The sequence below is a fragment of the Pseudoclavibacter sp. RFBB5 genome, from assembly GCF_002931555.1.
Classification (GTDB): domain Bacteria; phylum Actinomycetota; class Actinomycetes; order Actinomycetales; family Microbacteriaceae; genus Pseudoclavibacter.
Genome location: NZ_PSTZ01000008.1, coordinates 1 through 26,734, shown reverse-complemented (window position 1 = coordinate 26,734; position 26,734 = coordinate 1). Strand labels below are relative to the sequence as shown.

General features: G+C 69.0%; 26 protein-coding genes and 1 rRNA gene. 24 read left to right on the top strand and 3 right to left on the bottom strand.

Translation table 11 applies throughout. The annotated features are described in order from the left end of the window. The 18 genes from rrf to C5B97_RS13815 all read left to right on the top strand — a co-directional run. A 5S ribosomal RNA gene (gene rrf, locus C5B97_RS13905) occupies window positions 1–77 on the top strand; the annotation flags it as partial. 252 nt (window positions 78–329) lie between these two features. After that, window positions 330–2,942: a primosomal protein gene (locus tag C5B97_RS18000; RefSeq protein ID WP_181027021.1), complete on the top strand. Its 2,613-nt coding sequence runs from the start codon at window positions 330–332 to the stop codon at window positions 2,940–2,942. Between the two features lie 171 nt (window positions 2,943–3,113). Then, window positions 3,114–4,151, top strand: coding sequence for an HAD-IIA family hydrolase (locus C5B97_RS13890; protein WP_104312649.1), 1,038 nt, complete (start codon window positions 3,114–3,116; stop codon window positions 4,149–4,151). After that, entirely contained in the window at window positions 4,148–4,363 is a 216-nt protein-coding gene (locus C5B97_RS13885) for a hypothetical protein (RefSeq protein WP_104312648.1), read from the top strand. The genes C5B97_RS13890 and C5B97_RS13885 overlap by 4 nt, the downstream gene beginning before the upstream one ends. Beyond that, window positions 4,360–5,241, top strand: a complete 882-nt coding sequence (locus C5B97_RS13880; RefSeq protein ID WP_104312647.1) for a TlyA family RNA methyltransferase — start codon at window positions 4,360–4,362, stop codon at window positions 5,239–5,241. Before C5B97_RS13885 ends, C5B97_RS13880 begins: the two co-directional genes overlap by 4 nt. Continuing rightward, window positions 5,238–6,161, top strand: coding sequence for an NAD kinase (locus tag C5B97_RS13875; protein WP_104312646.1), 924 nt, complete (start codon window positions 5,238–5,240; stop codon window positions 6,159–6,161). Before C5B97_RS13880 ends, C5B97_RS13875 begins: the two co-directional genes overlap by 4 nt. Beyond that, complete coding sequence (recN, locus tag C5B97_RS13870) at window positions 6,158–7,927, top strand: DNA repair protein RecN (RefSeq protein ID WP_104312653.1); 1,770 nt, start codon at window positions 6,158–6,160, stop codon at window positions 7,925–7,927. Before C5B97_RS13875 ends, recN begins: the two co-directional genes overlap by 4 nt. Window positions 7,928–7,938: 11 nt before the next feature. Then, window positions 7,939–9,660: a CTP synthase gene (locus tag C5B97_RS13865; RefSeq protein ID WP_244295986.1), complete on the top strand. Its 1,722-nt coding sequence runs from the start codon at window positions 7,939–7,941 to the stop codon at window positions 9,658–9,660. Then, on the top strand, window positions 9,657–10,301 hold the full coding sequence (locus tag C5B97_RS13860; RefSeq protein ID WP_104312645.1) for an NUDIX hydrolase: 645 nt from the start codon (window positions 9,657–9,659) through the stop codon (window positions 10,299–10,301). The genes C5B97_RS13865 and C5B97_RS13860 overlap by 4 nt, the downstream gene beginning before the upstream one ends. A 10-nt stretch (window positions 10,302–10,311) precedes the next feature. Then, window positions 10,312–11,247, top strand: coding sequence for a site-specific tyrosine recombinase XerD (gene xerD / locus C5B97_RS13855; RefSeq protein ID WP_104312644.1), 936 nt, complete (start codon window positions 10,312–10,314; stop codon window positions 11,245–11,247). A 23-nt stretch (window positions 11,248–11,270) separates the two neighbouring features. Beyond that, entirely contained in the window at window positions 11,271–12,143 is an 873-nt protein-coding gene (locus C5B97_RS13850) for a ParA family protein (protein ID WP_104312643.1), read from the top strand. A gap of 88 nt (window positions 12,144–12,231) precedes the next feature. Beyond that, the gene (locus tag C5B97_RS13845) at window positions 12,232–12,996 is read left to right on the top strand and encodes a ScpA family protein (RefSeq protein ID WP_258068279.1); all 765 of its coding nucleotides are present in this window, start codon (window positions 12,232–12,234) and stop codon (window positions 12,994–12,996) included. Next, window positions 12,989–13,585: an SMC-Scp complex subunit ScpB gene (scpB, locus tag C5B97_RS13840; RefSeq protein ID WP_104312642.1), complete on the top strand. Its 597-nt coding sequence runs from the start codon at window positions 12,989–12,991 to the stop codon at window positions 13,583–13,585. Before C5B97_RS13845 ends, scpB begins: the two co-directional genes overlap by 8 nt. 103 nt (window positions 13,586–13,688) lie before the next feature. Further along, on the top strand, window positions 13,689–14,594 hold the full coding sequence (locus tag C5B97_RS13835; RefSeq protein ID WP_104312651.1) for a pseudouridine synthase: 906 nt from the start codon (window positions 13,689–13,691) through the stop codon (window positions 14,592–14,594). Continuing rightward, window positions 14,591–15,685, top strand: a complete 1,095-nt coding sequence (locus C5B97_RS13830; protein ID WP_104312641.1) for a prephenate dehydrogenase — start codon at window positions 14,591–14,593, stop codon at window positions 15,683–15,685. Before C5B97_RS13835 ends, C5B97_RS13830 begins: the two co-directional genes overlap by 4 nt. Continuing rightward, window positions 15,682–16,473: a d(CMP) kinase gene (locus C5B97_RS13825; protein WP_104312650.1), complete on the top strand. Its 792-nt coding sequence runs from the start codon at window positions 15,682–15,684 to the stop codon at window positions 16,471–16,473. Before C5B97_RS13830 ends, C5B97_RS13825 begins: the two co-directional genes overlap by 4 nt. Further along, a complete protein-coding gene (der, locus tag C5B97_RS13820) occupies window positions 16,470–18,017 on the top strand; it encodes a ribosome biogenesis GTPase Der (RefSeq protein WP_104312640.1) in 1,548 nt (515 codons plus the stop codon). Before C5B97_RS13825 ends, der begins: the two co-directional genes overlap by 4 nt. 231 nt (window positions 18,018–18,248) lie before the next feature. Further along, window positions 18,249–19,700, top strand: coding sequence for a glyceraldehyde-3-phosphate dehydrogenase (locus C5B97_RS13815; RefSeq protein ID WP_104312639.1), 1,452 nt, complete (start codon window positions 18,249–18,251; stop codon window positions 19,698–19,700). Window positions 19,701–19,796: 96 nt separating this feature from the next. Here C5B97_RS13815 and C5B97_RS13810 read toward each other — a convergent pair whose 3' ends face one another. Then, window positions 19,797–21,296, bottom strand: coding sequence for an APC family permease (locus C5B97_RS13810; RefSeq protein ID WP_104312638.1), 1,500 nt, complete (start codon window positions 21,294–21,296; stop codon window positions 19,797–19,799). Window positions 21,297–21,526: 230 nt separating this feature from the next. Here C5B97_RS13810 and C5B97_RS13805 point away from each other — a divergent pair, with 230 nt between their 5' ends. The 6 genes from C5B97_RS13805 (at window position 21,527) to C5B97_RS13780 (ending at window position 25,777) form a co-directional block, all read left to right on the top strand. After that, entirely contained in the window at window positions 21,527–22,075 is a 549-nt protein-coding gene (locus C5B97_RS13805) for an RNA polymerase sigma factor (RefSeq protein WP_104252549.1), read from the top strand. After that, window positions 22,072–22,647 (top strand): hypothetical protein, encoded by a 576-nt coding sequence (locus C5B97_RS13800; RefSeq protein ID WP_104312637.1) that lies wholly within the window; start codon window positions 22,072–22,074, stop codon window positions 22,645–22,647. The genes C5B97_RS13805 and C5B97_RS13800 overlap by 4 nt, the downstream gene beginning before the upstream one ends. Further along, a complete protein-coding gene (locus tag C5B97_RS13795; RefSeq protein WP_104252551.1) occupies window positions 22,644–22,940 on the top strand; it encodes a hypothetical protein in 297 nt (98 codons plus the stop codon). The genes C5B97_RS13800 and C5B97_RS13795 overlap by 4 nt, the downstream gene beginning before the upstream one ends. 69 nt (window positions 22,941–23,009) lie before the next feature. Next, the gene (locus C5B97_RS13790; protein WP_104312636.1) at window positions 23,010–24,500 is read left to right on the top strand and encodes a S1C family serine protease; all 1,491 of its coding nucleotides are present in this window, start codon (window positions 23,010–23,012) and stop codon (window positions 24,498–24,500) included. Window positions 24,501–24,570: 70 nt separating this feature from the next. Next, window positions 24,571–24,996 carry an NUDIX domain-containing protein gene (locus tag C5B97_RS13785; protein ID WP_104312635.1) on the top strand — a complete coding sequence of 142 codons (426 nt, stop codon included), beginning with the start codon at window positions 24,571–24,573 and terminating at the stop codon, window positions 24,994–24,996. A gap of 118 nt (window positions 24,997–25,114) precedes the next feature. Next, entirely contained in the window at window positions 25,115–25,777 is a 663-nt protein-coding gene (locus C5B97_RS13780) for a PadR family transcriptional regulator (RefSeq protein ID WP_104252554.1), read from the top strand. A 57-nt stretch (window positions 25,778–25,834) separates the two neighbouring features. Here the strand turns inward: C5B97_RS13780 and C5B97_RS13775 are convergent, their stop codons facing one another. Both C5B97_RS13775 and C5B97_RS13770 read right to left on the bottom strand, forming a co-directional pair. Further along, window positions 25,835–26,506 carry a hypothetical protein gene (locus C5B97_RS13775; RefSeq protein ID WP_146079098.1) on the bottom strand — a complete coding sequence of 224 codons (672 nt, stop codon included), beginning with the start codon at window positions 26,504–26,506 and terminating at the stop codon, window positions 25,835–25,837. Next, window positions 26,503–26,734 (bottom strand): hypothetical protein (locus C5B97_RS13770; RefSeq protein WP_219819817.1); only part of this gene is annotated, 232 nt, incomplete at its 5' end. The genes C5B97_RS13770 and C5B97_RS13775, both read right to left, overlap by 4 nt.

The following is a 26,734-nucleotide window of genomic DNA, read 5'->3' as shown; positions in this document are numbered from 1 at the left end:
CGAACCCGGAAGCTAAGACTCTCAGCGCCGATGGTACTGCAGGGGGGACCCTGTGGGAGAGTAGGTCACCGCCGGACTTCTTCATGAGCCGGGGTTGGTGGGTGAGTGAGCAGAGATGCTCCTCGCCCACCAACCCCGGCTTTTTTCATTTGCCATCAAGTACTACGCGCCGCCTTTACGACCACTCGGGCAGCAGCAGACGCACGAGTCAGGGACCCTGAAGCTCGGAACCGCGTTGGCGTAGGCTTGGTGGCGACGCAAGCGTCCAAGGTGAGGCGCATCCAAACGAGTACAACAACAATTCGACAGCGCATCCCGAGGAGCTATTCATGGACGCAAACGACAACGAGCGGCGAAGCTCAAACAACGATCGTGGAGCGGGCAACCGCAACGAACGCGGCGGCCAGGATGGCCGACGGGATGCCAGCGGACGAGGCGGCGAGCGCAAGAGCTACCCGCCCCGCGATGGCGAGCGTCGTCCGTACAACTCGCGTGATGACCGCGGTGACAACCGTGGCGAGCGCAAGTCCTACCCGCCTCGCGACGGTGAGCGGAAGTCGTACGCTCCTCGCGACGGTGAGCGGAAGTCGTACGCTCCTCGCGACGGTGAGCGGAAGTCGTACGCTCCTCGCGACGGTGAGCGGAAGTCGTACGCTCCCCGGGACGGTGAGCGCAAGTCCTACCCGCCTCGCGATGGCGAGCGGAAGTCGTACGCTCCCCGGGACGGTGAGCGTCGTCCGTATAACTCGCGTGATGACCGCGGTGACAACCGTGGCGAGCGGAAGTCGTACCCGCCCCGCGATGGCGAGCGTCGTTCCTTCGGATCGCGTGATGACCGCGGTGACAACCGCGGTGAGCGCAAGTCCTACCCGCCCCGCGACGGTGAGCGGAAGTCGTACGCTCCCCGGGACGGTGAGCGGAAGTCGTACCCGCCCCGGGACGGTGAGCGGAAGTCGTACCCGCCCCGGGACGGTGAGCGTCGTCCGTACAACTCGCGTGATGACCGCGGTGACAACCGTGGCGAGCGGAAGTCGTACCCGCCCCGCGATGGCGAGCGGAAGTCGTACCCGCCTCGCGATGGTGAGCGTCGTTCGTTCGGATCGCGTGATGACCGCGGTGACAACCGTGGCGAGCGGAAGTCCTACCCGCCCCGCGATGGCGAGCGGAAGTCCTACGCTCCCCGGGACGGTGAGCGTCGTCCGTACAACTCGAGTGATGACCGCGGTGACAACCGTGGCGAGCGCAAGTCCTACCCGCCCCGTGACGGTGAGCGGAAGTCGTACGCTCCCCGGGATGGCGAGCGGAAGTCGTACCCGCCTCGCGACGGCGCGCGGAAGAGCTACCCGCCCCGGGATGGCGAGCGCAAGTCGTACCCGCCCCGCGACGGGGAACGCCGCTCGTCCGGCCCCCGCAACGACAGCCGCGGCGGACGTGACGACCGTGGGCAGGACCGCCGAGGCGGTTTCGGCGGACGCGGTGGTCCCGCGCCGGAACGCCCGGAGCTGACAGAAGAGGAGCTGCTTGCACGCGAGCTGCGCCCGGTCCGCGCGGAGCACATCGACCCCATCGTGCCCGATGAGGTCAGCGAATCGGACCTGCCGAAGGGCGCCCGCAACGAGCTCAAGACGCTCGAGGCGACGAACCAGGAGTTCGTGGCGAGGCACCTCGTCATGGCCTCCGTGCTCATCGACACCGACCCGGAGCTGGCGCACCAGCACGCCGTCTCCGCGGCCCGTCGCGGCGGTCGAATCGCCATGGTCCGCGAGACGCTCGCGATCACGGCCTACACGATCGGCGACTACGCCCTCGCGCTGCGAGAGCTGCGCACCTACCGACGCATCAGCGGCAAGGAAGACCAGCTGGCGCTCATGATCGACAGCGAGCGTGGGCTCGGTCGCCCCGACCGAGCCCTCGAGCTGGGCCGCGCCGCCGACCGCACGGGCCTCGGTCCAGCGGAACTCGTCCAGGTTGCCATCGCCATGTCGGGCGCACGCCTCGACCAGGGCTCACCCGATCTTGCGCTCGCCGAGCTCGAGATCCCGCAGCTCGACCCCAAGCGCGCCTACTCGTACAGCCCGGCGCTCTTCGGCGCCTACGCGACCGTGCTCGAAGAGCTCGGCCGCCAGTCGGAGGCCGAGCGTTGGACTGCGCTCGCGACCCGTGCCCAGGACGCGCTCGACGCCGTCAAGCACGACGAGCACGAGACGATCGAGGTCATCACCGAGGGCGAGTTCCCACCGCTCGAGGATGAGGACGACGAGGAGGACGAGATCGACGAGATCGACGGCGAGGCTGCCCTCACCGAAGACACTGACTCGGACACCGAATCGACCGACGCCGCGGACAGCATCGACGGCGAAGACGCGGCTGAGGCCACCGCGGCTGAGGCCACCGACGCGCCCTACTCAAGCGACGACGACGATCTCGAAGCTGAAGTCGACGAGCTGCTCGCCGCCGGCGACGAGCTGACCACAGAGGCCAGCTCGACGAGCGACGCTGAACCTGTGGACGGAGCCGCCGCTGTGCTCGACGACGCAATGGTCGCCGAGGTCGAGGCGGAGGCAGACGAGATCGTCGCTGAAGCCGAGGCAGCCGATGACGTGGAGGCCGAGGCGGAGGACATCGTGGCCGAGGCCGAAGCCGCCGACGAGGTCGCCGAGGTCCAGGAGGAGGCAGACGAGATCGTCGCCGCCGCTGAGGAGCTCGAAGAGCTGGAAGACGAGGCGGACGCACCTGCCGTCCTCGAAGTCCAGCTCGACGTCGTTCCCGCTGCCCTCGAAGAGGAAGCAGCCGAGAAAGCCGGCGTAGAGCCGACGCAGCCGGAGGCCGCGGCTGCGGCCTCCGAGCCTGAGGCAGCTTCCGACGCCGAGGCTGACGACGAGAACGACGACAACGAAGGAAAGCGCAAGGGCGACGAGCCCGAGCCGCTCTTCGACCTGTGACCGGATGCGGGGCGGCGGATGCACTCTGCCGTCCCGCTCCTGCGTCCCCGGCGCGACTGCGTCACGCCACCACGCACTCAGCGATCGTCGCGCCACGAGCACAACCCATGACGAGTACGAGCGCCGGCCCGGCACCGCACGGTGGCACGCTCAGAGAGACGAGAGATCCCGATGGCATTGTTCAAGAAGAGCACCGGAACCGGACCAGCGCCCCTCGACGGCGTGGACGTTGTGCTGGCCGATCTCGATGGTGTCGTCTACCGCGGCCCGAATCCGGTGCCGCACGCGGTCGAGAGCCTGAACGCGCTCGCGCCCGCCGGCATCCGCTCCGGCTACATCACGAACAACGCATCACGCACTGACGAGCAGGTTGCTCAGCACCTGCGCGACCTCGGGCTGTCGCTCACCGCTGAGGATGTCGTCACGAGCCCGCAGGCTGCGGTCCGGCTGCTCTCCACGAAGGTCGCCCCTGGCGCGCTGATCCTCGTGGTCGGCGGCGATGGGCTCGTCGACGAGCTCGGGAAGGGCGGCTTCCGCGTGACGCGGTCCGCCGACGACGGACCGGACGCCGTGATCCAGGGCTTCGCGCCCCACGTCGGCTGGGAGCACCTCGCCGAGGCCTCGTTTGCGCTCGCCCGCGACATCCCGTGGGTCGCGACGAACCAGGACTGGACGATCCCCGTCGCCCGCGGGATCGCGCCCGGGAACGGCACGCTGGTCTCCGCAGTGCACACAGCGGTGCAGAAGCTGCCCCTCGTGGCGGGCAAGCCCGAGAAGGCGATCTTCGACGAGGCGGTGCGTCGCTTCGACGCGAAGAAGGCGCTGTTCATCGGTGACCGCCTCGACACCGACATCAAGGGCGCGGACAACGCCGGCATGACCTCGGCGTTCGTGCTCACGGGCGTTGACCGCCCGAAGCAGCTCATCGCGGCACCTCCCGGCCAGCGCCCCGATTTCATCCTGAGCGACCTGCGGGAGCTCTCGCAGCCGTACCCGAAGGTCATCGCCGAGCGTCCACAGGCCGAGCACGCCGTCGCGAGGGTCGGCGACGCGCAGGTCACGGTGCGCGGCATCGACGTCATCGTCGACCGCGCCGGATCCTCGCCCATCAACCTGCTGCGCGCGGGCTGCGCGGCGATCGCAGCCTCGGAGAAGCTGATCTACGCGCTCCGCGTGCCGGAGGTGCTGTACTCGGAGCTCGCCTCGTGAGCATCGAACACGCGGGTGAGGGCCACGAGGGAGCAGGTCGCACGGGCGGCGACCACGTCGTCGAGCCCGAAAACGAACTGACGCTCGAGCTCGAGCGGATCGGCGCCCTGCCAGTCTCTGAGCGGGCAGCCGAGTTCTCGCGAGTGCATCAGCAGCTCGGTCAGCTCCTCGAGAGCACCCCGGTCCAGCTCATCGATGGAGACCAGTCATGAACTCGCGATCTCAGAGCGCCGAAAGCGAAGCCCTCCAGCGGCTCGACACCGAGCTGACGCGCCGCGGTCTCGCGCGCAGTCGGACGGCGGCGGCGCGACTCATCGAGTCCGGCCTCGTGTCGGTCAACGGCGTCATCTCGACCAAGACCGGGGTGCGAGTCGCGCCTGGCGATGCGCTGGCCGTCGCCGGGGGAGACGACTTCGTCTCCCGCGCCGCGCACAAGCTCGTCGCCGGACTCGACGCCGTCCCGACCCTCGATCCGGCTGGGCGGGCAGCGCTCGACGTGGGAGCCTCGACCGGCGGATTCACGCAGGTGCTGCTCGCGCGCGGTGCCAGGCACGTGGTGGCCCTGGATGTCGGTCACGACCAGCTCGCGCCCGCCCTGCGCGAAGATCCCCGTGTGACGAACCTCGAGGGCGTCAACGCGCGCTTCACCGATGCTGAGCAGCTCGACGAGCTGCTCGAGGCCGCTGATGCTCCCGTGCGCTCTGGCGACCTCGACTTGGTCGTCGGCGATCTCTCGTTCATCTCGCTGACGAAGGTGATCGCCCCCATCCTGGCGATGGCGCCCGGTCTCACGGACGCGGTGCTGCTCATCAAGCCGCAGTTCGAGGTTGGCCGAACCGGCGTGAAGGGCGGCATCGTCCACGACCGGAAACTGGTCGCGCCCGCACTCGAGCGGGTGCTCGTCGAGGCGGCGAGTTGCGGGCTCGAACTCGTCTCGCTGCGCCCGTCGCCGATCGTCGGCACCCACGGCAACGCAGAATTCGTTGCGGTTCTCCGCACGTCGACAGGCGCGAGTCCAGCCGATGCTGACAGACTCGTCACTCTGCGACGAGCCATCGTCGAAGCGGAGGACCTGGAGGGAGATCGATGACGGAGTTCCCGAAGCGGCGCATCCTCGTCGTCAGCCACGTTGCCCGGGAGGACGCCATAGAGGCGGCCATGACCGTGCTGCAGCTGCTCGACGATGCGGGAGTCACGCCCGTGCTGGAGCCTGCGACCTACCGTGAGCTGGTGCGCCTCGATCGCAACCGGGTGCCCAGGACGACGATCTCGCTCGGGGAGGAGCTCGCGGCACACGAGGTGGAGATCGCGATCGTCCTCGGAGGCGACGGCACGATCCTCCGCGCCGCTGAGATCGTGCGCGAGGCAGGAGTGCCCATCCTCGGCGTCAACCTCGGCCACGTCGGGTTCCTCGCGGAGAGCGAGCGAGACTCGCTGGCGGATGCGGTAGGCCGCGCCCTCGACCGCGACTACCAGGTCGAGGAGCGCATGACCCTCGACGTCCGCGTCACGCTCGGCGGCGAGACCGTCTACGAGACGTGGGCCCTCAATGAGGCGACGATCGAGAAGGCCAGCAGGGAGCGGATGCTCGAGCTCGTCCTGGAGGTCGACGGTCAGCCGCTGCTGAGCTTCGGCGCCGACGGTGCCATCTTCTCCACGCCGACCGGCTCCACCGCCTACTCGTTCTCGGCTGGCGGGCCTATCGTCTGGCCGACCGTCGAGGCCCTTCTGCTCGTGCCCATCAGCGCGCACGCGCTCTTCGCGAGACCGATCGTGGTGGGGCCGAGCTCCACCCTCGCCGTGGAGATCGTGCCCAGAACCGGCACGCCCGGCGTGCTGTGGTGCGACGGGCGACGCACGTACGACCTGACCGCGGGCTCCCGCGTGACGGCGACGAGGGGCGGCGCCCCGATCCGTCTCGCGCGTCTGCACAGCGCGCCGTTCAGCAAGCGACTTGTCGAGAAGTTCCAACTCCCGACCTCAGGATGGCGAGGACCCGCACGCGCATGATTCTTGACATCGATATCTCCGGCCTCGGCGTCATCGAGCGAGCCGAGCTTCCCCTGGGGCCCGGTTTCACCGCGATCACGGGTGAGACCGGCGCGGGCAAGACCATGATCGTGACCGCCCTCGGTCTGCTGCGCGGCGGACGCGCGTCTGCCGACGCCGTCCGCTCCGGAGCCAGCAAGGCCGTCGTCGAGGGGCGCTGGCAGCTGGACTCTGACAGCCCCGCGGCGAGGCTCGCCGCAGACGCGGGCGCCGAGCTCGACGAGAACGACGAGCTCCTCGTGGCCCGCCAGGTGAGCGCTGAAGGCCGGAGCCGGGCCTGGCTCGGCGGGCGCGGTGTCCCCGCGTCGATCCTCGCCGACCTCGGCGAGCGGCTCGTGGTCGTGCACGGGCAGAGCGACCAGTGGCGGCTGCGCAGCGAGGGCGCGCAGCGAGCGGCGCTGGATGCGTTCGGCGGCGCTGAGCTGCGCACCGCGCGTTCCGCGGTCCGCGACGCGCACATCCGCCGCGGCGAGCTCCGCTCGGAGCTGCAGACGCTGAGCGACGCCGAGGCCGAGCGTGAGCTCGAAGCTGCCCGCCTGCGCCGCGCCCTGGCCGACATCGAGCCAGCCGAGCCCCAGCCGGGGGAGGACGTGACGCTTCTGGCGCGCATCGAGCGTCTCTCGAACCTGGAAGCCCTGCGCCGCGACGTCGGCCAGGCGCACGAGCTGCTGGCGGGGGACAGCTCCGCAGGGTTCGGCGGCGAGGGTGGCGGGAGTTCGACCGAGCTCCTCTCCCAGGTGCGATCCCTGATCGACAGCGCGACGTCGAGCGACCCCGCGCTGGGTGAGCTGGGACAGGCCGCGGCAGACATCTCGTTCGCGATCGACGAGCTCGGGCTCCGCCTCGCGGGCTACCTCGACGGGCTCGAGGCGGAGGGGAGCGGCGAGCTGGCTCAGCTCAACGACCGCCTGACGCTGCTCACGAGCCTGACGCGCACGTACGGGCCGACCCTCGACGACGTCATCGAGCTCGGCTCGCAGGCCGGCATGCAGCTGCTCGAGCTCGAGAACGACTCCACGCGCATCCAGGAGCTGGAGACGCAGATCGCCGAGGCCGAGGAGACACTCGCAGCGGCGGCCTCGCGGCTCACCGAACTCCGGACGGCGACCGCCTCGGTGCTCGAAGGACGGGTCACGAAGGAGCTGCACGCGCTCGCGATGCCTGCGGCGCAGCTGACGGTCGAGATCTCGTCGCTCGACGAGATCGCCGCGCACGGAGGCGACCGTGTCGCGTTCATGCTCCGCCCGCACCCGGGAACGGAGCCCACACCCCTGGGCAAGGGGGCATCTGGCGGCGAGCTCTCCCGAGTCATGCTGGCCCTGGAAGTGGTGCTCGCCGATGTGAGCTCGGTGCCGACGCTCGTCTTCGACGAGGTCGACGCCGGCGTCGGAGGCTCCGCCGCCATCGAGATCGGGCGCCGCCTGCAGCGGCTCTCCGCGAACGCGCAGGTCATCGTCGTCACCCACCTGGCACAGGTCGCGGCGTTCTCGGACAACCACATCAGCATCGAGAAGTCGAGCGACGGGCAGTTCACCACGTCGAGCATCCGCCGGATCAGCGGGGCGGACCGCACGCAGGAGATCGCCCGGCTCCTGTCCGGACTTTCCGACAGCGAGACGGGAAACGCCCACGCCGAGGAGCTGCTGGAGCTCGCGGCGGCGAATCGAGCAGCGCCGGGGAGCGTCGGACACGACGCAGGCGCAGACGGATCGCGGTCCGTCGTCTAAGATGGAATTCCGTGACTAGCGCAGATATCCCAGTTGCGGGAAACGACCAGGCCGTTGTCAAGCAGATCTATGTGACCGGGGGCGTCGTCTCCTCGCTCGGCAAGGGCTTGACCGCCGCCAGCCTGGGCAATCTGCTCAGGGCCCGAGGCCTGCGAGTCGTCATGCAGAAGCTCGACCCGTACCTGAACGTCGACCCGGGAACGATGAACCCGTTCCAGCACGGTGAGGTGTTCGTCACCAACGACGGCGCTGAGACCGACCTCGACATCGGGCACTACGAGCGCTTCCTCGACGTCGACCTCGCCCAGTCAGCGAACGTCACGACGGGACAGATCTACTCGAGCGTCATCGCCAAGGAGCGACGCGGCGAGTACCTCGGCGACACCGTGCAGGTCATCCCGCACATCACCGACGAGATCAAGCGCCGCATGCGCCTGCAGGCCAGCGAGGAGCCTCGCCCCGACGTCATCATCACCGAGGTCGGCGGCACCATCGGCGACATCGAGTCGCAGCCGTTCATCGAGTCCGCGCGCCAGCTGCGCCACGAGCTCGGCCGCGACAACGTCTTCTTCGTGCATGTCTCGCTCGTGCCGTTCATGGGCGCATCCGGGGAGCAGAAGACGAAGCCCACCCAGCACTCGGTCGCCGCGCTGCGCTCCGCCGGCATCCAGCCGGACGCCCTCGTGCTCCGCAGCGACCGCCCGGTGACGGAGAGCAACAAGCGCAAGATCGCGCTCATGTGCGACGTGCCCGAGCGTGCGGTCGTCAACACCATCGACCTGCCCTCGATCTACGACATCCCGCGCGTGCTGCGCGAGCAGGGCCTCGACGAGTACATCATCGAGCAGCTCAAGCTCCCGGCCGAGCCCATCGAGTGGAGCGCCTGGGAGCGCCTGCTCGAGGTCGTGCACCAGCCGAAGCACCAGATCACGGTCGGGCTCGTCGGCAAGTACATCGATCTGCCAGACGCCTACCTGTCGGTCACCGAGGCGCTGCGAGCCGGCGGCTTCGCGAACCAGACCCGCGTGAAGCTGCGCTGGATCCCGTCCGACGAGTGCGAGACGCACGACGGCGCGGCAGCACAGCTCAGCGACGTCGACGCGATCTGCGTGCCAGGCGGCTTCGGCATCCGCGGCATCGAGGGCAAGCTCGGCGCGCTGCGCTTCGCGCGTGACAACGCAATCCCCACGCTCGGCCTGTGCCTCGGCATGCAGTGCATGGTCATCGAGTACGCACGCAACGTCGTCGGCATCACCGACGCGAGCTCCTCCGAGTTCGACCCGGAGACGCCCAACCCCGTCATCGCGACGATGGCCGAGCAGGTCGACATCATCGAGACCGGCGACATGGGCGGGACCATGCGCCTCGGGTCCTACCCGGCGGCCCTCGACGAGGGGTCCATCATCGCGGAGCTCTACGGCTCGACGCTCGTCGAGGAGCGCCACCGCCACCGCTACGAGGTGAACAACGCGTACCGCGAGCAGATCGCGGATGCGGGGCTCCACTTCTCTGGGCTCTCCCCGGACGGCACGCTCGTCGAGTACGTGGAGCTGCCGCGCGAGGTGCACCCGTTCTACGTGGCGACGCAGGCGCACCCCGAGCTGAAGTCGCGCCCGAACAGCGCGCACCCGCTCTTCTCCGGCCTCGTCGCCGCCGGCCTCGAGCGTCAGCGCTCGGGACGCCTCGTCGACGTCGAGGAGAACGTGCAGGACGTGGACCAGGTCCAGCAGTGACCGACGCCGCCGGAGCGGGTCCCTTCGCCGACCAGGTCGCCGAGGACACGGTGCTCGAATCGAGCGTCGTGTTCCGCGGCGCCGTCTGGGATATCGTCCGGGAGCGGTTCCGCTTCGGTGACGAGGAGCTGACCCGGGAGTTCATGGCCCACACGGGCGCCGTCGCGGTGCTCGTGCTCGACGACGCCGACCGCATCCTCTTCATCCGCCAGTACCGTCACCCCGTCGGGCGGCGCGACTGGGAGCTGCCCGCAGGGCTTCTCGACGCGCCAGGCGAGGACCCGCTCGACGCGGCGAAGCGCGAACTCGCTGAAGAGGTGGACCTCGTCGCCGACCGCTGGGACGTGCTCCTCGACCAGTACACCTCGCCAGGCGGGAGCAGCGAGAACGTGCGCGTGTACCTCGCGCGCGCGGTCTCCTCGACGCCAGAGGCCTTCGCCCGCACCGGCGAGGAAGCGGAGCTGGAGCAGCGCTGGGTGGCGCTGCCGGAGGCGCTCGACGCCGTCCTCGCAGGCTCGGTGCAGAACCCGTTCGTCATCTCCGGCATCATGGCGCTCCACCTCGCGAAGGAGCGCGGCTGGTCGACGCTGCGCCCTGCCGGCGCGGAGTGGCCAACCCGGTCGCCGGGCCGCCCAGAGTAGTCGACGCGCCGTGGCTGCACATCCGGGCGATGCGAAGACGGACACGGCACTGCTCGACACCTACCTCCGACACCTGACCATCGAGCGTGGTCTGTCGAGCAACAGCCTCGGCGCCTACCGGCGCGACCTCGGCAAGTACCTCGAATGGCTCGAGGGCACCAACCGTGGGCCGATCGGTGCGGTGACCGCCGACGACGTGTCCGCGTTCCTCGCGCACCTCCGCGAAGGCGAGGGCCTGGCTGCGTCCTCCGTCTCGAGGGCCCTGTCGTCGGTCCGCGGCTTCCACCGGTTCCTGCTCGACGAAGGCGTGCTGGATGTGGACGCCACGACACGCACGCGTGCCCCGAAGCTCCCGTCACGGCTCCCGAAGGCGCTCTCGGTCGCCGAGGTCGAACGGCTCCTGCAGGCGGCTGACGGCGAGACGCTCGAGGCGATGCGCGACACCGCGCTCGTCGAGCTCCTCTACGCGAGCGGCGCCCGCATCTCCGAACTCGTCGACCTCAACGTCGATGATCTGATCGAGCCCGGCATCCTGCGGGTGCGAGGCAAGGGCAACAAGCAGCGCATCGTGCCGGTCGGCAGCTTCGCCCAGCGGGCGCTCGACCGCTACCTCGTGCGGGCGCGGCGTGAGCTCTCGACGCGGGGGAGTGCGACTCCCGCGCTGTTCCTCGGCACACGAGGAGCGCGGCTGTCTCGGCAGAGCGCGTTCAACCTGCTGGACGCCATCGCGACGCGAGCCGACCTCGCGGGTCGAGTCTCCCCGCACACCCTGCGGCACTCCTTCGCGACCCACCTGCTCGAGGGCGGTGCTGACGTGCGAGTCGTCCAGGAGCTGCTTGGCCACGCCTCGGTGTCGACGACGCAGATCTACACGCTCGTGACCGCCGACACCCTGCGCGACGTGTACGCGACGAGCCATCCGCGCGCCACCCTCGGCGGAGGCTGAGGCGGGGATAGGATGCAGAGGTCATGAGCGAAGAGACGATCGAATCCACGCCCCGCAGCGCAAGCGCGGTGTCGACGCGACTCTACAACCACTTCGAGGTGCCGGAAGAGCTGGAGAGCCACGGCCCCGCGCGCATCATCTCGATGTGCAACCAGAAGGGTGGCGTCGGGAAGACCACGACGAGCATCAACCTCGGCGCATCCCTCGCCCTCTACGGTCGCCGGGTGCTGGCCGTCGACTTCGACCCCCAGGGTGCGCTGAGCGCCGGCCTCGGAATCCGCACGTACGACGTGCCGACCGTCTACGATCTGCTGATCGGCACGGTCAAGGACCCGCACGACGTCATCCAGGCCACCGCGTTCCCTGGCCTCGACGTGATGCCCGCCAACATCGACCTCTCCGCCGCGGAGGTGCACCTCGTCACCGAGGTCGCTCGCGAGCAGATCCTCGCGAGCGTGCTCCGCAAGGTGTCGAGCGAGTACGACGTCATCATCGTCGACTGCCAGCCGTCACTGGGCCTCCTCACCGTCAACGCGCTCACGGCGAGCCACGGCGTCGTCATCCCGCTCGAATGCGAGTACTTCGCGCTCCGCGGTGTCGCGCTGCTCGTCGAGACCGTCGACAAGGTCCGCGACCGGCTGAACCCGTCGCTCGAGCTCGACGGCATCCTCCCCACGATGTACGACGGCCGCACGCTGCACTCGCGCGAGGTGCTCGACCGCGTGTACGAGGCGTTCGGCGACCGGGTCTTCGACACGGTCATCGGCCGCACGGTGAAGTTCCCCGACGCATCCGTCGCCGGAGTGCCCATCGTCCGATTCGCTCCAGAGCACACCGCGTCGAAGGCGTACCACCAGCTCGCGCGCGAGTTGATCGAACGTGGCGCCGTCGCCTAGCGCCCTGACCACCCGGGGAACCTCAGCACCGCGGGTCGGCGCCTCCGCCGCGCCCGACCTCGAAGGCGCGTCCGACCCCGACTTCCGGGTGTCGCTGAGCAACTTCGAGGGCCCGTTCGATCTGCTCCTCACCCTCATCTCGAAGCACGAGATGGACATCACCGAAGTGTCGCTGAGCCGCGTCACGAGTGAGTTCATCGGGTACCTCAACGATCTGTCGACGCCGGAAGAGCTCGACCGCGCGAGCGAGTTCATCGTCGTCGCCGCAACCCTCCTCGACATGAAGATCGTCAGCCTGCTGCCGCAGGGCGAGTATGTGGATGCGGAGGACGTGGCGATCCTGGAGGCGAGGGACCTGCTCTTCGCCCGTCTCCTGCAGTACAAGGCCTTCAAAGAGGTCTCCACCTGGTTCGCGGCCGCGCTCGGCGTCGAGGGGCAGCGCACGACCCGCGCCGTGCCGCTCGAGCCGAAGTTCAGGGAGCGCATCCCGGATCTCGTCTGGACGCTCTCAGCCGCCGACTTCGCGGCGCTCGCGACCCTCGCGCTCGCACCGCGCGAGATCCCGACCGTCGGCCTCACCCACCTGCACGCGCCCAAGGTGAGCATCCGCGAGCAGGCCCGGATCCTCGTCGCCCTGCTGCAGGATGGTGAGCCGCGGACGTTCCGCGAGCTCGTCGCCGACGCCGACGCGCGGGGTGTCGTCATCGCTCGCTTCCTCGCCCTCCTCGAGCTCTACCGGCGTGCAGCGCTCAGCTTCGAGCAGGAGACGCCCCTCGGCGAGCTGACGGTGACCTGGGATGCCGACGACTGGGACGCCGCGCAGCTCTCGAGCCTCGGAGACGACGATGACTGATTCGCGGCAGCTCGACCGCGCGGCCGAAGAAGCTCACCAGCCGAGCATCGACCTCGACCGAGCCGTCGAGGCGATCCTCTTCGTCGCCGACGAGCCGCTGTCGCTCGTGGCCATCGCCGGGGCCGTCAGCCGCCCCGTCCCCGATGTGCGCGCCTCCATCGGCCGTCTGGTCGCCGACTACAACGGTGACCTCGCTGGTCCCGAGCGCGGCTTCGAGCTGCGCGAAGTGGGTGGAGGATGGCGGCTCTACGTGCGCGAGAACCTCGACGACATCGTCGCCGACTTCGTGCTCACGCGTCAGCCGTCGAAGCTCTCGCAGGCCGCGCTCGAGACGCTGGCCGTCATCGCGTACCGCCAGCCGATCACGCGTTCGCAGGTGGCGCAGGTGCGCGCCGTGAACGTCGACTCGGTGGTGCGTACTCTGGTAGCACGTGGCCTCATCGCAGAAGACGGCCACGACGACGTGACCGGGGCCATTCGCTACGTCACGACTCAGACGCTTCTGGTGCATCTGGGACTCAACTCGCTCGACGAGCTGCCCAAGATCTCACCTCTGCTCGACGAAGGACAGGACGGATTCCATGAGTGACCAGCGAGGGCGCGGATCGCGCCGCGGCGACACCGACCGCACCGCCGACGAGGCAGCGGCACTCCGCCAGGCGGCGCAGGCTCGCCCCGAAGGCGGCTACTCGATGGACGACTTCGACGACATCCCGCTCGCGGGGCGTGAAGCCGAACCGGCGCCGGAGCGGAGCGACGGCGTGCGCCTGCAGAAGGCCCTCGCCGCGGCCGGCGTCGCCTCGCGTCGCGTGTGCGAGCAGTACATCACGCAGGGTCGTATCGAGGTCAACGGCGTCGTCGTGACCGAGCTCGGCAGCCGCATCTTCCCGGACCGCGACGAGGTCGCCGTCGACGGCACGCCCATCCAGCTGGACCCGAGCAAGCGCTACGTCGTGCTCAACAAGCCGACCGGCGTCGTCTCCACAATGCGCGATGAGCAGGGACGCCCCGACCTCCGCGAGTTCACGAGGGAGTTCAGCGAGCGGGTCTACAACGTCGGCAGGCTCGACGTCGACACGAGCGGCCTGCTCATCCTCACCAACGACGGTGAGCTCGCGCACGTGCTCGCGCACCCGTCCTTCGGTGTCGAGAAGACGTACATCGCACGCGTCGACGGGCGGGTCTCCGCGAAGGCCCTGCAGCGCCTCCGCCAGGGCTTCGAGCTCGAGGACGGCTTCATCAAAGCCGACAGCGCGAGGCTCCTCGCCGACCAGCCCAGCCGCACCGCCTCGCTTGTCGAGATCGTGCTGCATTCCGGCCGCAACCGGATCGTGCGTCGCATGCTCGAGGAGGTCGGCCACCCCGTCACCGCGCTCGTCCGCCGCAGCTTCGGCCCGCTGAACCTCGGCACACTCCGCGAAGGCCAGATGCGCGAGTTCACTACACTGGAACTCGGCCGCATCCTGAAGCTCGCCCGGCGAGCCGGGGAGCAGCGCGACGGCGGCTCCCTCACCCAGGCGGCAGAGCCGGCCCGCGAGCCCAAGCAGGGCCGCGGCCCGCGGCAGGCGCCGCCCACCAGATCGAAAGGTCGTCGATGACGCCAACTCGAACCAACTCCCCGGTACGGGTGGTCGGTGCCGGGCTGCTCGGCACCAGCGTCGGGCACGCCCTGCGCAGGCTCGGCGTCGACGTCCAGCTCGACGACATCTCACCTTCGGTGCTCCAGCTCGCCGTCGACTACGGGGCGGGGACCCTGGCCGCTGACGCCGCCGGGGGAGAAGCGCCGCGGATCGTCGTCGTCTGCGTGCCCCCTGACGTGACCGGCCAGGTCGTGGCCGCGGAACTCGAACGCTGGCCCGACGCCATCGTGACCGACGTCGCGAGCGTGAAGTCGGCGCCGCTCGCAGAGCTCGTCGCCCGACGCGCCGACATCAGCCGCTACCTCGGGTCGCACCCCATGGCCGGGCGCGAGACGGGCGGGCCGCTCTCGGGCCGTGCAGACCTCTTCGTCGGCCGCCCCTGGGTCATCGCGCACCACGAGCAGACCAGCGTCTTCGCGCTGCAGGAGATCGAGGGGCTCGCCCTCGACGTCGGCGCGACCCCCGTCACCATGACCGCGGATGATCACGACCGGGCCGTCGCGCTCGTCTCGCACGTTCCCCAGCTCGTCTCCACGCTGCTCGCCTCGCGTCTCGTCGACGACGAGGACGGGGCCACGGCGCTCGCGGGCCAAGGCCTGCGGGACCTCACTCGCATCGCATCCAGCGACCCCGTGCTGTGGACGCAGATCCTCACCGCGAACGCCGCCCCGACCGCTGCTGTGCTCCGCAAGCTGCAGGCAGACCTCGACAAGGTCGCCAGCGCACTCGAGCACAGCCACGAACGCGGCTCGGGCCGCATCATCGCCGAGCAGCTCGCGACCGGCAACGCCGGCGTCGCGCGGCTGCCAGGCAAGCACGGCTCGTCGAGGCGTGAGTTCGACTCCGTCACGGTCATGATCGACGACAAGCCAGGCCAGCTCGCGAAGCTCATGGGCGACGTGGGCGACGCCCAGGTCAACGTCGAGGACTTCCGCATGGAGCACGCGCAGGCCTCCAACGTCGGCCTCGTCATCATCTCCGTCGTCCCGTCGGCAACCGCGAAGCTCGTCGACGAGCTCGAACAGCGCGGATGGAGGATCGCCGCATGACCGAGACCACCCCGATCAGCCACGACGCCCTCGCCGCTGGCACGCCCGTCGTCGTCGCCGTCGACGGGCCGGCAGGCTCCGGCAAGTCGAGCGTCTGCCGTGAGAGCGCGCGACGCCTCGGCTTCGGCTACCTCGACACAGGTGCCGCCTACCGCGCGCTCACCTGGTTCGCGATCGACAGCGGATGCGACCTCGACGACGTCGACGCCGTCGCGGCACTGCTCCCGAGCTTCATCGACCGGTACCGCATCTCGGAGAGCCCGGACGAACGCTGGGTTCGCGTCGGCGAGAGCGACGTCACGGAGCTCATCCGCGACACCGCCATCTCCGGCGAGGTCTGGCGGGTCTCCCGCGTGCCTGCTGCCCGCGAGGCCCTCACGGCGCTCTTCCGGAGCACCATGGCCGGCACCACGAGCCCAGGCATCATCGCCGAGGGTCGGGACATCACGACGGTCGTGGCCGCGGATGCCCCTGCGCGCATCCTCATGACCGCCGACGAGGCCGTGCGCATCGCGCGCAGGGCGGGCGAGAAGGTCGGCGAGACCGTCGCCGCCGTTGCGGAGTCCGTGTCAGCGCGCGACGCCCGCGACGCCAAGGTCACCAACTTCACCGAAGCCGCCGACGGCGTCACGGTGCTCGACACGACAAGGCTCGACTTCGAGCAGTCGGTCGAGGAATTCCTGCGGATCGTCGCCTCGGCGACACCAGGTCCGCACCAGACGACAGCACCGTCGCTGGCAGCCGCCCCAAGCGCTGTCAGACACGACAACACGAAGGAGTCACGATGACTGACGACCAAGGACGGAACGACGAGGCGACCGACGCCCCCGAGGAGTTCGACCCAGCAGGCGGCGAAGAGCTCGTCGCGCGCCTCGAGGAGCTCGACGACACGGTCGTGGAGAAGCGCACCCAGGCGCTGCGCCAGAGCCTCGACGACTACGAGCTCGAGGAAGACGACCTCGAGGTGCTGCTCGGCGCCTCCGAGGACGGCGACGCCATCACCTACCTGCCCGCGCTCCCCGTGCTCGCAGTCGTAGGACGCCCGAACGTGGGCAAGAGCGCACTGGTCAACCGCATCATCGGCCGCCGCGAGGCAGTCGTCGAGGACACCCCCGGTGTCACGCGCGACCGCGTCTCGTACAAGGCCGAGTGGAACAACCGCTGGTACACGATCGTCGACACCGGCGGGTGGGAGCCGGACGCCAAGGGCATCGACCTCTCCGTCGCTCAGCAGGCCGAGATCGCCGTCGAGCTCGCTGACGCGGTCCTGTTCGTCGTCGACGCGAACGTCGGCCCGACCGCGACCGATGAGCACGTCGTGAAGCTGCTCCGCCGCACCGACCGGCCCGTCATCCTGGTCGCGAACAAGGTCGACGACGCCGTGCAGGAGCCGAACGCAGCGCAGCTGTGGAGCCTCGGCCTCGGTGAGCCGTGGCCGGTCTCCGCCGTGCACGGCCGCGGTGTCGCGGACCTCCTCGACAAGGTCATCGAGATCCTCCCCGAGGTCTCGAAGGTCGCGAAGGAGGAGATCGGCGGACCCCGCCGCGTCGCCATCCTGGGACGCCCGAACGTCGGCAAGTCAAGCCTCCTCAACAAGGCAGCAGGCGAGGAGCGCGTCGTCGTCAACTCGCTCGCTGGCACGACGCGCGACCCCGTCGACGAGCAGGTCGAGCTGGGTGGCAAGATCTGGCGCTTCGTCGACACGGCCGGCATCCGCCGCCGCGTGCACCTGCAGCAGGGCGCCGACTTCTACGCCTCGCTGCGAACGACGGCAGCTCTTGAGAAGGCCGAGGTCGCCGTCGTGGTCCTCGACGTGACCGAGGCCGTCAACGTGCAGGATCTGCGCATCATCGACCTCGTCCTCGAGTCCGGCCGCGCGCTGGTGCTCGCGTTCAACAAGTGGGACATGCTCGACGACGAACGCCGCTGGCAGCTCGAACGTGAGGTCGAGCGGGACCTCGCCCACGTCGCCTGGGCGCCGCGCGTCAACATCTCCGCGAAGACGGGGCGCCACCTCGAGAAGCTCGTGCCAGCCCTCGAGCTCGCCCTCGACTCGTGGGACACGCGCATCCCGACCGGCAAGTTCAACGCGTTCCTGGCCGAGCTCACGGCGGAGTTCCCGCACCCGCTCCGAGGCGGAAAGCAGCCGCGCATCCTGTTCGGCACGCAGGCGCAGACGCGCCCGCCGACATTCGTGCTCTTCACGACCGGCTTCCTCGACCCGGGTTACCGTCGCTTCATCCAGCGTCGCCTGCGCGAGGTGTACGGCTTCGAGGGGTCGCCCATCATCACGAACATGCGTGTTCGCGAGAAGCGGGCCAAGCGCAGCTGATCGGGCCCTCGAGCTCGATGGGGCCAGTCCAGTTCGACCCGGTCGGGTCGGCGGGGCTGGCCCCTTTCGTGTGGCAGATCCTGTCTGTCAAAAACGCCAGAATTTCTCTCATCGTGAATACCTCGGCGCTCCATGCCGCCGATTCGGGCCTGGTGTAGGACGCAGAACCGTAGGATTTTGTCTGTGCCTGGCGTTCAGGCGAGAACTTTCGACGTTGAGGGGTCCCATTCAATGATGGAAAAGTCCGAGCAGACGCAGCACGAGTGGCTGGAGAAAGTCGGCATCGCCGAGCGGATGATCCCGCTCATCGGGAACCTGTACCGCACGCGGAACGTCGTGACCTCCATCTACGGTCACCGCCTCATCAACCTCTCCGCGATCGACATCATCAAGGCGCACCGCTTCGCCCGCCGCATCAACGACGTCGAGCTGTCGCTGGACGCGACGCTGCCGATCCTCGAGCGGCTGCAGGAGTTCGATCTCGGCACCGCCTCCATCGACCTCGGCGAGCTGGCGACGCGCTTCGCGGCACAGGGTGAGGACCTCGACACGTTCCTCGCGAACCAGCTCCTCGAAGTCATCGGCACCGGCTCTCCGGACTCGGGCGCCGACGTCGTGCTCTACGGCTTCGGCCGCATCGGCCGCCTCCTGGCGCGCATCATCATCTCGCACGCCGGCACGGGACGGGGGCTGCGCCTGCGCGCCATCGTCGTCCGCAAGGGGAGCGACAACGACCTCGAGAAGCGTGCGAGCCTGCTGCGCCGCGACTCGGTGCACGGCGCGTTCGCCGGCTCCATCTCAGTCGACCAGGCCGCTTCGACGATCCAGGCCAACGGCACGGTCATCCAGGTCATCTACTCGAACGACCCCGCGACCGTCGACTACGAGTCGTACGGCATCCGCGACGCGATCGTGGTCGACAACACGGGACGCTGGCGCGACGCCGACGGTCTCGCGCAGCACCTGCAGAGCCCCGGAGTACGTCGAGTGCTGCTCACGGCGCCCGGCAAGGGGCAGCTGAAGAACATCGTCTACGGCATCAACAACGCCGGCATCACCGACGACGACCGCATCCTGTCGGCCGCGTCGTGCACGACCAACGCCATTACGCCGGTGCTCAAGGTGATCGACGAGCGCTACGGGGTCGTGCACGGTCACGTCGAGACGGTGCACTCGTTCACCAACGACCAGAACCTCATCGACAACTTCCACAAGGGCGACCGTCGTGGTCGGGCCGCCGGACTCAACATGGTGATCACCGAGACCGGTGCGGCGAAGGCCGTCGCGAAGGCGCTGCCGCACTTCGAGGGCAAGCTCACGGGCAACGCCATCCGCGTTCCCACGCCCGACGTCTCGATGGCCGTGCTCAACCTCACGCTCGAGCGCCCGACGACCCGCGGCGAGGTCAACGACTTCCTGCGCCAGGTGTCGCTCAGCTCGGTGCTCCGCCAGCAGATCGACTACATCGAGTCGAGCGAGGTCGTCTCCACCGACTTCGTCGGCACGACGCGCGCCGGCATCGTGGATGGCCTCGCGACGATCGCCGAGGGCAAGAACCTCGTGCTCTACGTCTGGTACGACAACGAGTTCGGCTACTCGACCCAGGTGGTGCGCATCATCGAGCAGCTCGGTGGCGTCCAGCCGCCGATCGTGCCGCACCGCAGGGAAGTCTCACAGCTCTAGGCCCGGCGCCGCCGCGCCGTCGCGTGGTGCGCCAGATACCCCGAAGGGTCGCCATCCTGTGCGGATGACGACCCTTCGAGGTATCTCGTCGCTGGACTACTTGAGCTCGGCGCCGAGGATCTCGGTGTAGGAGGCGCGCTCCTTGCCAAGCCGCGAGTTGCGGCGGCTGTAGAGGAAGTAGATGGCGAGGCCGATGGCCAGCCAGATGGCGAAGCGGAGCCAGGTGAGCGTCGACAGGTTGAGCATGAGCCAGAAGCAGAGCACGGCCGACAGGATCGGCAGGAACGGCGACCACGGCATGCGGTAGGCGAGCTCGCGGTTCGGGTACTTCTTGCGGAGCACGAGGATGGACAGGCTCACCAGCACGAACGCGGAGAGCGTGCCGATGTTGATCATCTCCTCGAGCCAGTCGACGTTCGTGAGGCCGGCGAGAAGCGCGACGGCGATGCCGACGCCGATCTGCAGACGGATGGGGGTCTTGCGCTTCTCGCTCGTGATGCTCCACGAACGCGGCAGCAGGCCGTCGCGGCTCATGGAGAACAGCACGCGGGCGAGGCCCATGAGCAGCACGAGGATGACGGTCGTGAAGCCGAGCAGGATGCTGATGGAGATGATCTGCGCCGCCCAGTCGGCGCCGACGAGGACAAACGCGGTCGCCAGCGACGGGGTCTCGGCGGCCGCGAGGTCCTTGTAGGAGACCATGCCGGTGATGACGAGGCTCACCGAGAGGTAGAGCACCGTCACGATGCCGAGGCCGAGGAAGATGCCGCGGGGCAGGTTCTTCTTCGGGTTCTTGACTTCCTCCGCGCTTGTCGCGACGACGTCGAACCCGATGAACGCGAAGAAGACGATGGATGCGCCGGCGAGGAGCCCGAAGACGCCGTACATGCTCGGCTCAGCGCCGGACATGAACGAGAAGAGCGACTGGTGCCAGGCATCCGTGCCCGACTCGGCCGCAGGCTGCGACGGCGGGATGAACGGCGTGTAGTTGCTGGCCTTCACGAAGAACGCGCCGACGACGATGACGAACAGAACGGTCAGGACCTTGAGGATCGTCAGGACCGCGCTGACGCGTGATGAGAGCTTCGTGCCGAGCACGAGCAGCGTCGTGAGGACGGCCACGATGAAGAAGGCGGCCCAGTTCAGCTCGAACAGGCCGAAGATGCTGAGCTTGGGCGGGATGTCCCAGCCCCAGATGTTGACGACCTCCTGCAGGTAGACGCCCCAGTAGCTCGCGATGACGGCGGAGGCTGACAGCATCTCGAGGATGAGGTCCCAGCCGATGATCCAGGCCAGGAGCTCGCCGAGCGTCGCGTAGGTGAAGGTGTAGGCGGAACCGGCCACGGGCACGGACGAGGCGAACTCCGCGTAGGCCATGATCGCGAGGCCGCAGGTCACGGCGGCGAGCAGGAATCCGAGGGTGATGGACGGGCCGGCGTTGTTGGCGGCCGCCTTCGCTCCGACGGAGAAGATGCCGGCGCCGACGGCGACGGCGACGCCCATGATGGCGAGGTCCCACACGCCGAGGGACCGCTTGAGCGACCGTTCCTCGGAGTGCGAGTCCGCGAGTGAGGCCTCGATGCTCTTCGTTCGCATCAGGCTTTGGAAAAAGCTCAAGGTGTTCCCCCAGTGTGTTCTCTCCGCGCGCGGGCACCCGCGCGCGTGTGGAGTTTACCTGCCGGAAACACGATGGCGATTGCCGGGTGAGAAGTTGCGTCGATCCCCACGTGGTGGTGACCCCGCTCATTGGCAGGGAGTGCCGGGTCTGCATGCCCTAGGGTTGCCCGGCAGGACCAGCCAGTTCCGAATGTCGCGAAGGAGGAAGCGTGCCTGACCTCGCAGATGCGCCGGATGCGCTGCTCGTCGCCCGTGCCAGAGACGGTGACGAGCGTGCGTTCGAGGTGCTCATCCGCCGGCATTGGGGACTCATGATCGCGACCGCCATCAGGCTGCTGTCGTCGCGCGCTGACGCCGAGGACGCTGTGCAGGACGCCTGCATCGTCGCCTGGAAGCGCCTCGACCTCCTCCGCGACCCGGATGCAGTGCGCGCGTGGCTCGTGCAGATCGCGGCACGCAAGGCGACCGATCGCCTCAGGAGGCGGAAGTTCGAGCAGGACATCGACGACGTGGACGCCCCGGAGGCCCCGGAGCTCGGTCCGCTCGCGCAGCTCGAGCTGAACGCGAAGCTCGATTCGGCGTCCCGGGTGCTCGCGGGCCTCCCCGAGCTGCAGCGCCAGTGCTGGATCCTCAAGGAGACCGCCGGGTTCACGTACGCGGAGATCGCCGAACAGCTCGACACGAACACATCGACGGTGCGTGGGGCCCTCTCTCGGGCCCGGATCGCGCTGCTGCGGGGCATGGAGGAATGGGCATGAGCGAAGAAGTCGAGCCGACCATCGGCGCCGCGGGGTACACCCTGACGCAGCTCTCGGAGTATCTGGACGCCGGTCGTCTGCCGTACAACGCCGACATCGAGGAAGACCCTGAGTGCGAGCGGGCGCTCGCGGCACTCGAGCGCGTCACGAGGGCGTCCCATGACCTCATCGAGGCGGAGTCCGCGGCCACGCCCGCACCGAGCAGCGCCTGGCTGCAGTCCATGCTGCGCGGCATCGCGATGGATGCACGCGCGGGCCGCGAGATCCCGCTCGCCTCGCCGGAACCCGAGTTCGAGTTCTCGCAGAGCGAGGGGGTCATCCGCGAGCTCATCCGCCGGACTGGCGACGCCATCGACGGCGTGCTGATCGGACGGTGCGTGCTGGACGGCGACGTGACCACGCCGGGAGCGCCGGTGCACGTCACCGTCTCGGTGACGGTGCTCGGGCTGCGCCCGCTGCATCCGCTCGCCGACGAGGTGCGGGATGCGATCGCGGAGGCGCTTGCACTCGACACGACGCTGCGGGTCACGGGCATCGATATCGTCATCGCAGATGTGAGGAGCGTCGAATGATCGACCGTGAGCGCGTCGCCGAGGTGGTCGAGGGTGCGGCCCTCGGAACCCCTGGCGTTGTGGAGCTGCTGCCCATCATCGGCATCCACCTGGGATCACTGCACGTGGATGTCGGCACTGCAGACGGTGTCGTCTCGATCACGGTGCGCGTGCGCGTCGACTCGTCGGGCCCGCAGGGGCGCATCGTGGAAGGGCTCGCGACGCGGATCAAGGCGGCTGCTCTGACGGTGCTCCCGGTCGGATCGACCGTGCGGGTGCGTGTGCGGGTGCACGCCATCGCGGGTCGAAGCTGAGCCACAGCTGCGGCATAGCAATGCCATAGCCCCGGGTTGGATGCTCAGTGGTGTCGAAAGGAACCACACATGTCCACCCCCTTCACCCCGGAGAACTCCCCGCAGGACGGCGCAACGTCGTACCCCGAGTCCTTCCCCCAGCAGCCCTTCGCCCCTCAGGCGCCAGCCGGCCAGCAGGCGCACTCGTTCGCGCCCCAGTACTCGTCGGGGTCCGGCCAGTATCAGCCGGGCCAGTACGTTCCAGGTGGGTCTGTTCCGGGTGGCTACGCCTCGTCTGACTCGCGGAGCCACCAGTACCCGACTGCAGACTTCGCGTCGAGCGGCTTCGGCCCTGCAGCCAGCCCTGCAGTCGGCCCTGACCTCCAGCCGCGAAAGCGCCGTTTCGGCACGGTCGCGCTCCTCACCGCGGGTCTCCTCGTCGGCGGCGTCGTCGGCGGTGGCGTCGGAGGTGCGGTCGTCGGGGGCTTCGGCTCGTCGCAGGTCGCCGCGGGCCAGTCGAGCTCGCAGTCGATCACGGTCAACAACCCGCAGGATGCAACGCTCGTCACGAGCATCGCGGCTGTGGCCTCGCCGAGCGTCGTCACGATCTCGGCCTCCTCCGGCCAGACGGCCGCGAGCGGCTCGGGCGTCGTCATCGACGGTGCCGGCTACATCGTGACCAACAACCACGTCGCGACGATCGACGGCGCCACCGGCAACGCTGAGCTCTCCGTCCAGACCAGCGACGGTCGCCTGCTGCCTGCGACCTTCGTCGCCGGAGACCCCGTGCTCGACCTCGCGATCATCAAGGTCGAGGACACGTCTCTGACGCCGATCACCTTCGGCGACTCCGACAAGCTCAATGTCGGGGACGTCGCTGTCGCCATCGGCGCGCCCCTCGGACTCTCCGACTCCGTGACCGAGGGCGTCGTGAGCGCGCTCGACCGCGGCATCCTGGTCAGCTCCTCCGCGGTGCCCGAGGAAGTCGAGTCCGACGGCACACAGGAGGACAGCCCGTACAACTTCTGGCGCGGCGACCCCAACTCACCAGAGGGGCAGAGCACGACGCAAGGCTCGTCCTCGGTCGCCCTGCCCGTGATCCAGACCGACGCCGCCATCAACCCGGGCAACTCGGGTGGCGCACTCGTCGACCAGGACGGTGCCCTCATCGGCATCAACGTCGCGATCGCCGGCGCGAGCAGCGGCGGCGAGACTGCCGGGAACATCGGGGTCGGCTTCTCGCTGCCGTCGAACCTCGTCAAGCGGGTGACCGAGCAGCTCATCGCCGACGGTGCGGTGTCGCACGGGTTCCTTGGTGCCAGCGTGAGCGACCCGACGGCGGCCGACTCGAGCGTGGCGGGCGCCTACGTCGCCCAGCTCACAGCGGGAGGACCTGCGGCGCAGGCCGGCATCCAGGCCGGTGACGTCATCACCTCCTTCGGTGGCCATCGAGTCTCGAACTCGACGGACCTGACGGCGCAGATCCGCGCCCTCGAGCCCGGCACGCAGGTCGAGGCCGTGCTCGTGCGCGGTGGCCAGGAGCAGACCGTCCAGGTGACGGTGGGGGAGCTCGGGCAGTAGGACTCAGCTCCAGGACCAGACTCGCGGCAGATCCTCTCGACGACGGCGGGCACGCACCTATCCTTGGTGCGTGCCCGCTCCTGTGCTTACCGTCGCCGCCATCTGCTTCGAAGACTCCGAGGGGCGGGTGCTCACGGTTCGCAAGCGAGGGACGACGAAGTTCATGCTTCCCGGCGGCAAGCTCGAGCCGGGGGAGTCGCCCAAGGCCGCCGCGATCCGGGAGATCGAGGAGGAGGTCGGCATCGTGCTCGACGATGCCGAGGTCGCCTTCCTCGGCGAGTGGACGACCGCGGCTGCCAACGAGGCGGCGACCGACCTGGTCGGCACCGTCTACCTCGCTGCGCTCACCGGTGAGCCGAACGCGCGGGCCGAGATCGAGGAGCTGCGCTGGGTGGATGCGTACCCCGGGCCGGATGCTGACCTGCGGGACCTTGCGCCCCTGCTCAGTGAGTGCGTCATGCCCGAGCTTCGGAGGCGCCGGGACGCGCGGGGCTGAGGCCTCAGCCCGCACCTCTCGAACATTCTCCGATATATCGCTTGACACCGATCATTCACCGATATATCGTCGAGCTATCGGAGCTGCAGCGTGCAGCTCCGGCAGAAAGGTTCATCCAATGCGCAAGCACTTCACTCACAATCACCACCCGTTCGAAACCGAACGGGGACACTCCCACGAGGGTGGTCGCGGTCACGGTTACGGCCAGGAGCACCAGCAGGACGAGCGCGTCCGACGGTTCTCGCACGGCTTCGGTCCCGGACGAGGCTTCGGCCCCGGGTTCGGGCCGGGCGCGGGTCACGGCCCCGGCTTCGGGCCCAAGTTCGGTCCACGCGGCCACCGCCGCGCTGGCAAGGGCGACGTCCGCGCCGCCATCCTCTCCCTCCTCGCCGAGGGGCCCTCGAACGGCTACGGCCTGATCAAGGGCATCGCCGAGAAGACCGACGGCGTCTGGCGCCCGAGCCCCGGCTCCGTCTACCCGACGCTGCAGCAGCTGGTCGACGAGGAGCTCATCGAGCAGGGCGGCACCGAGAAGAAGCCGGTCTTCGAGCTCAGCGAAGCTGGCCGCACGTACGTGTCCGAGCACGCCGAGGAGCTCGAGCAGGGCTGGCGCGGCGTCGCCGGTATGTCGGAGACGGCGACCGGCCTGCGAGAGTCCGCGATGCAGTTCATGGGCGTCATGCAGCAGTTCCGCCTCGGCGCGACCGAGGAGCAGCAGCAGGAAGCCACCAAGGTGCTCGACGACGCTCGCAAGGCCCTCTACTCGATCCTCGCCAAGTAGGCGGGGTGCGGGTCACGACCGCGGGGGTGACACTCCCGCGGGGCCAGAGCACGAGGCTCAGGAGCGTTCGCGCTGCTTCGCGTCGCGACGCTCCTGGATCTTCGCCTCACGAGCGAGCTTCCGCAGCTCCTTCTCGAGGTCGTCGAAGCGCTCACCGCGCTCCGGGTCGTCCTCCGGCGAGGTCGGCAGCTGCATCCGCGGACTGCCCTTCGACCACGGGTCGAGCAGTTCATGCTCGATGTGCGCGGAGATCTCGGCCCACGCGTCGGCTCGCGCCTGCTCGATGAGGCCGTCCACGTACGCCTCGTCCTCGCGTTCCGACTCGATCCGCTCGCTCACCGCCTGAGACGCCCGCTCACGGAAGCTCAGCGTCTCGATGTCTGCGTGGCGGTAGTCGTGCGCGCTCAGCGAGCGACCAGGCCGCGCGCGGTCGCGCACACCGGCCACGCGCTCCGCCGAGTACCGGAGCTCCTTGAGAACCCGGTCGAGGGACGCGTTCGCGGCCTCGCGATAGTCGGCTGCGGCGAACGGCACCTTCTCGCCGACCGTGCGCTTGATGATGGCGTTCTTCACGTCGAGCCTGACGATGCGCAGCGCGAGCAGCAGCCCGTCGTCGATCGCCTCGGAGAGCTCAGGGAAGATGACGGGCGGCAGCCCGGCCTTCTTCTTCGGCTTCGTCTGCTGACTTGTCGAGGAGGTTCGAGACTTCCGGCGCCAGCGGAACATCATCCCTGGTCCTTGGGGGCCTGCGACTCCTGCTGAGCCTGTGCCTCCTGGTGCGGAAGGCCAGCGGTGCCCAGCTTCGTCGCGCCACGCGAGCGAGCACGCTGCTCCTCCAGCGCTGCGAGGAACTCCGCCTCCCAGGCGGGGTCGACCTCGATGCCCTGGCGCTTCGCCTCCTCGACGCTCAGCTCGCGGGGGAACCCGTGGGTGTCGGAGAGCAGGAACACATCAGCA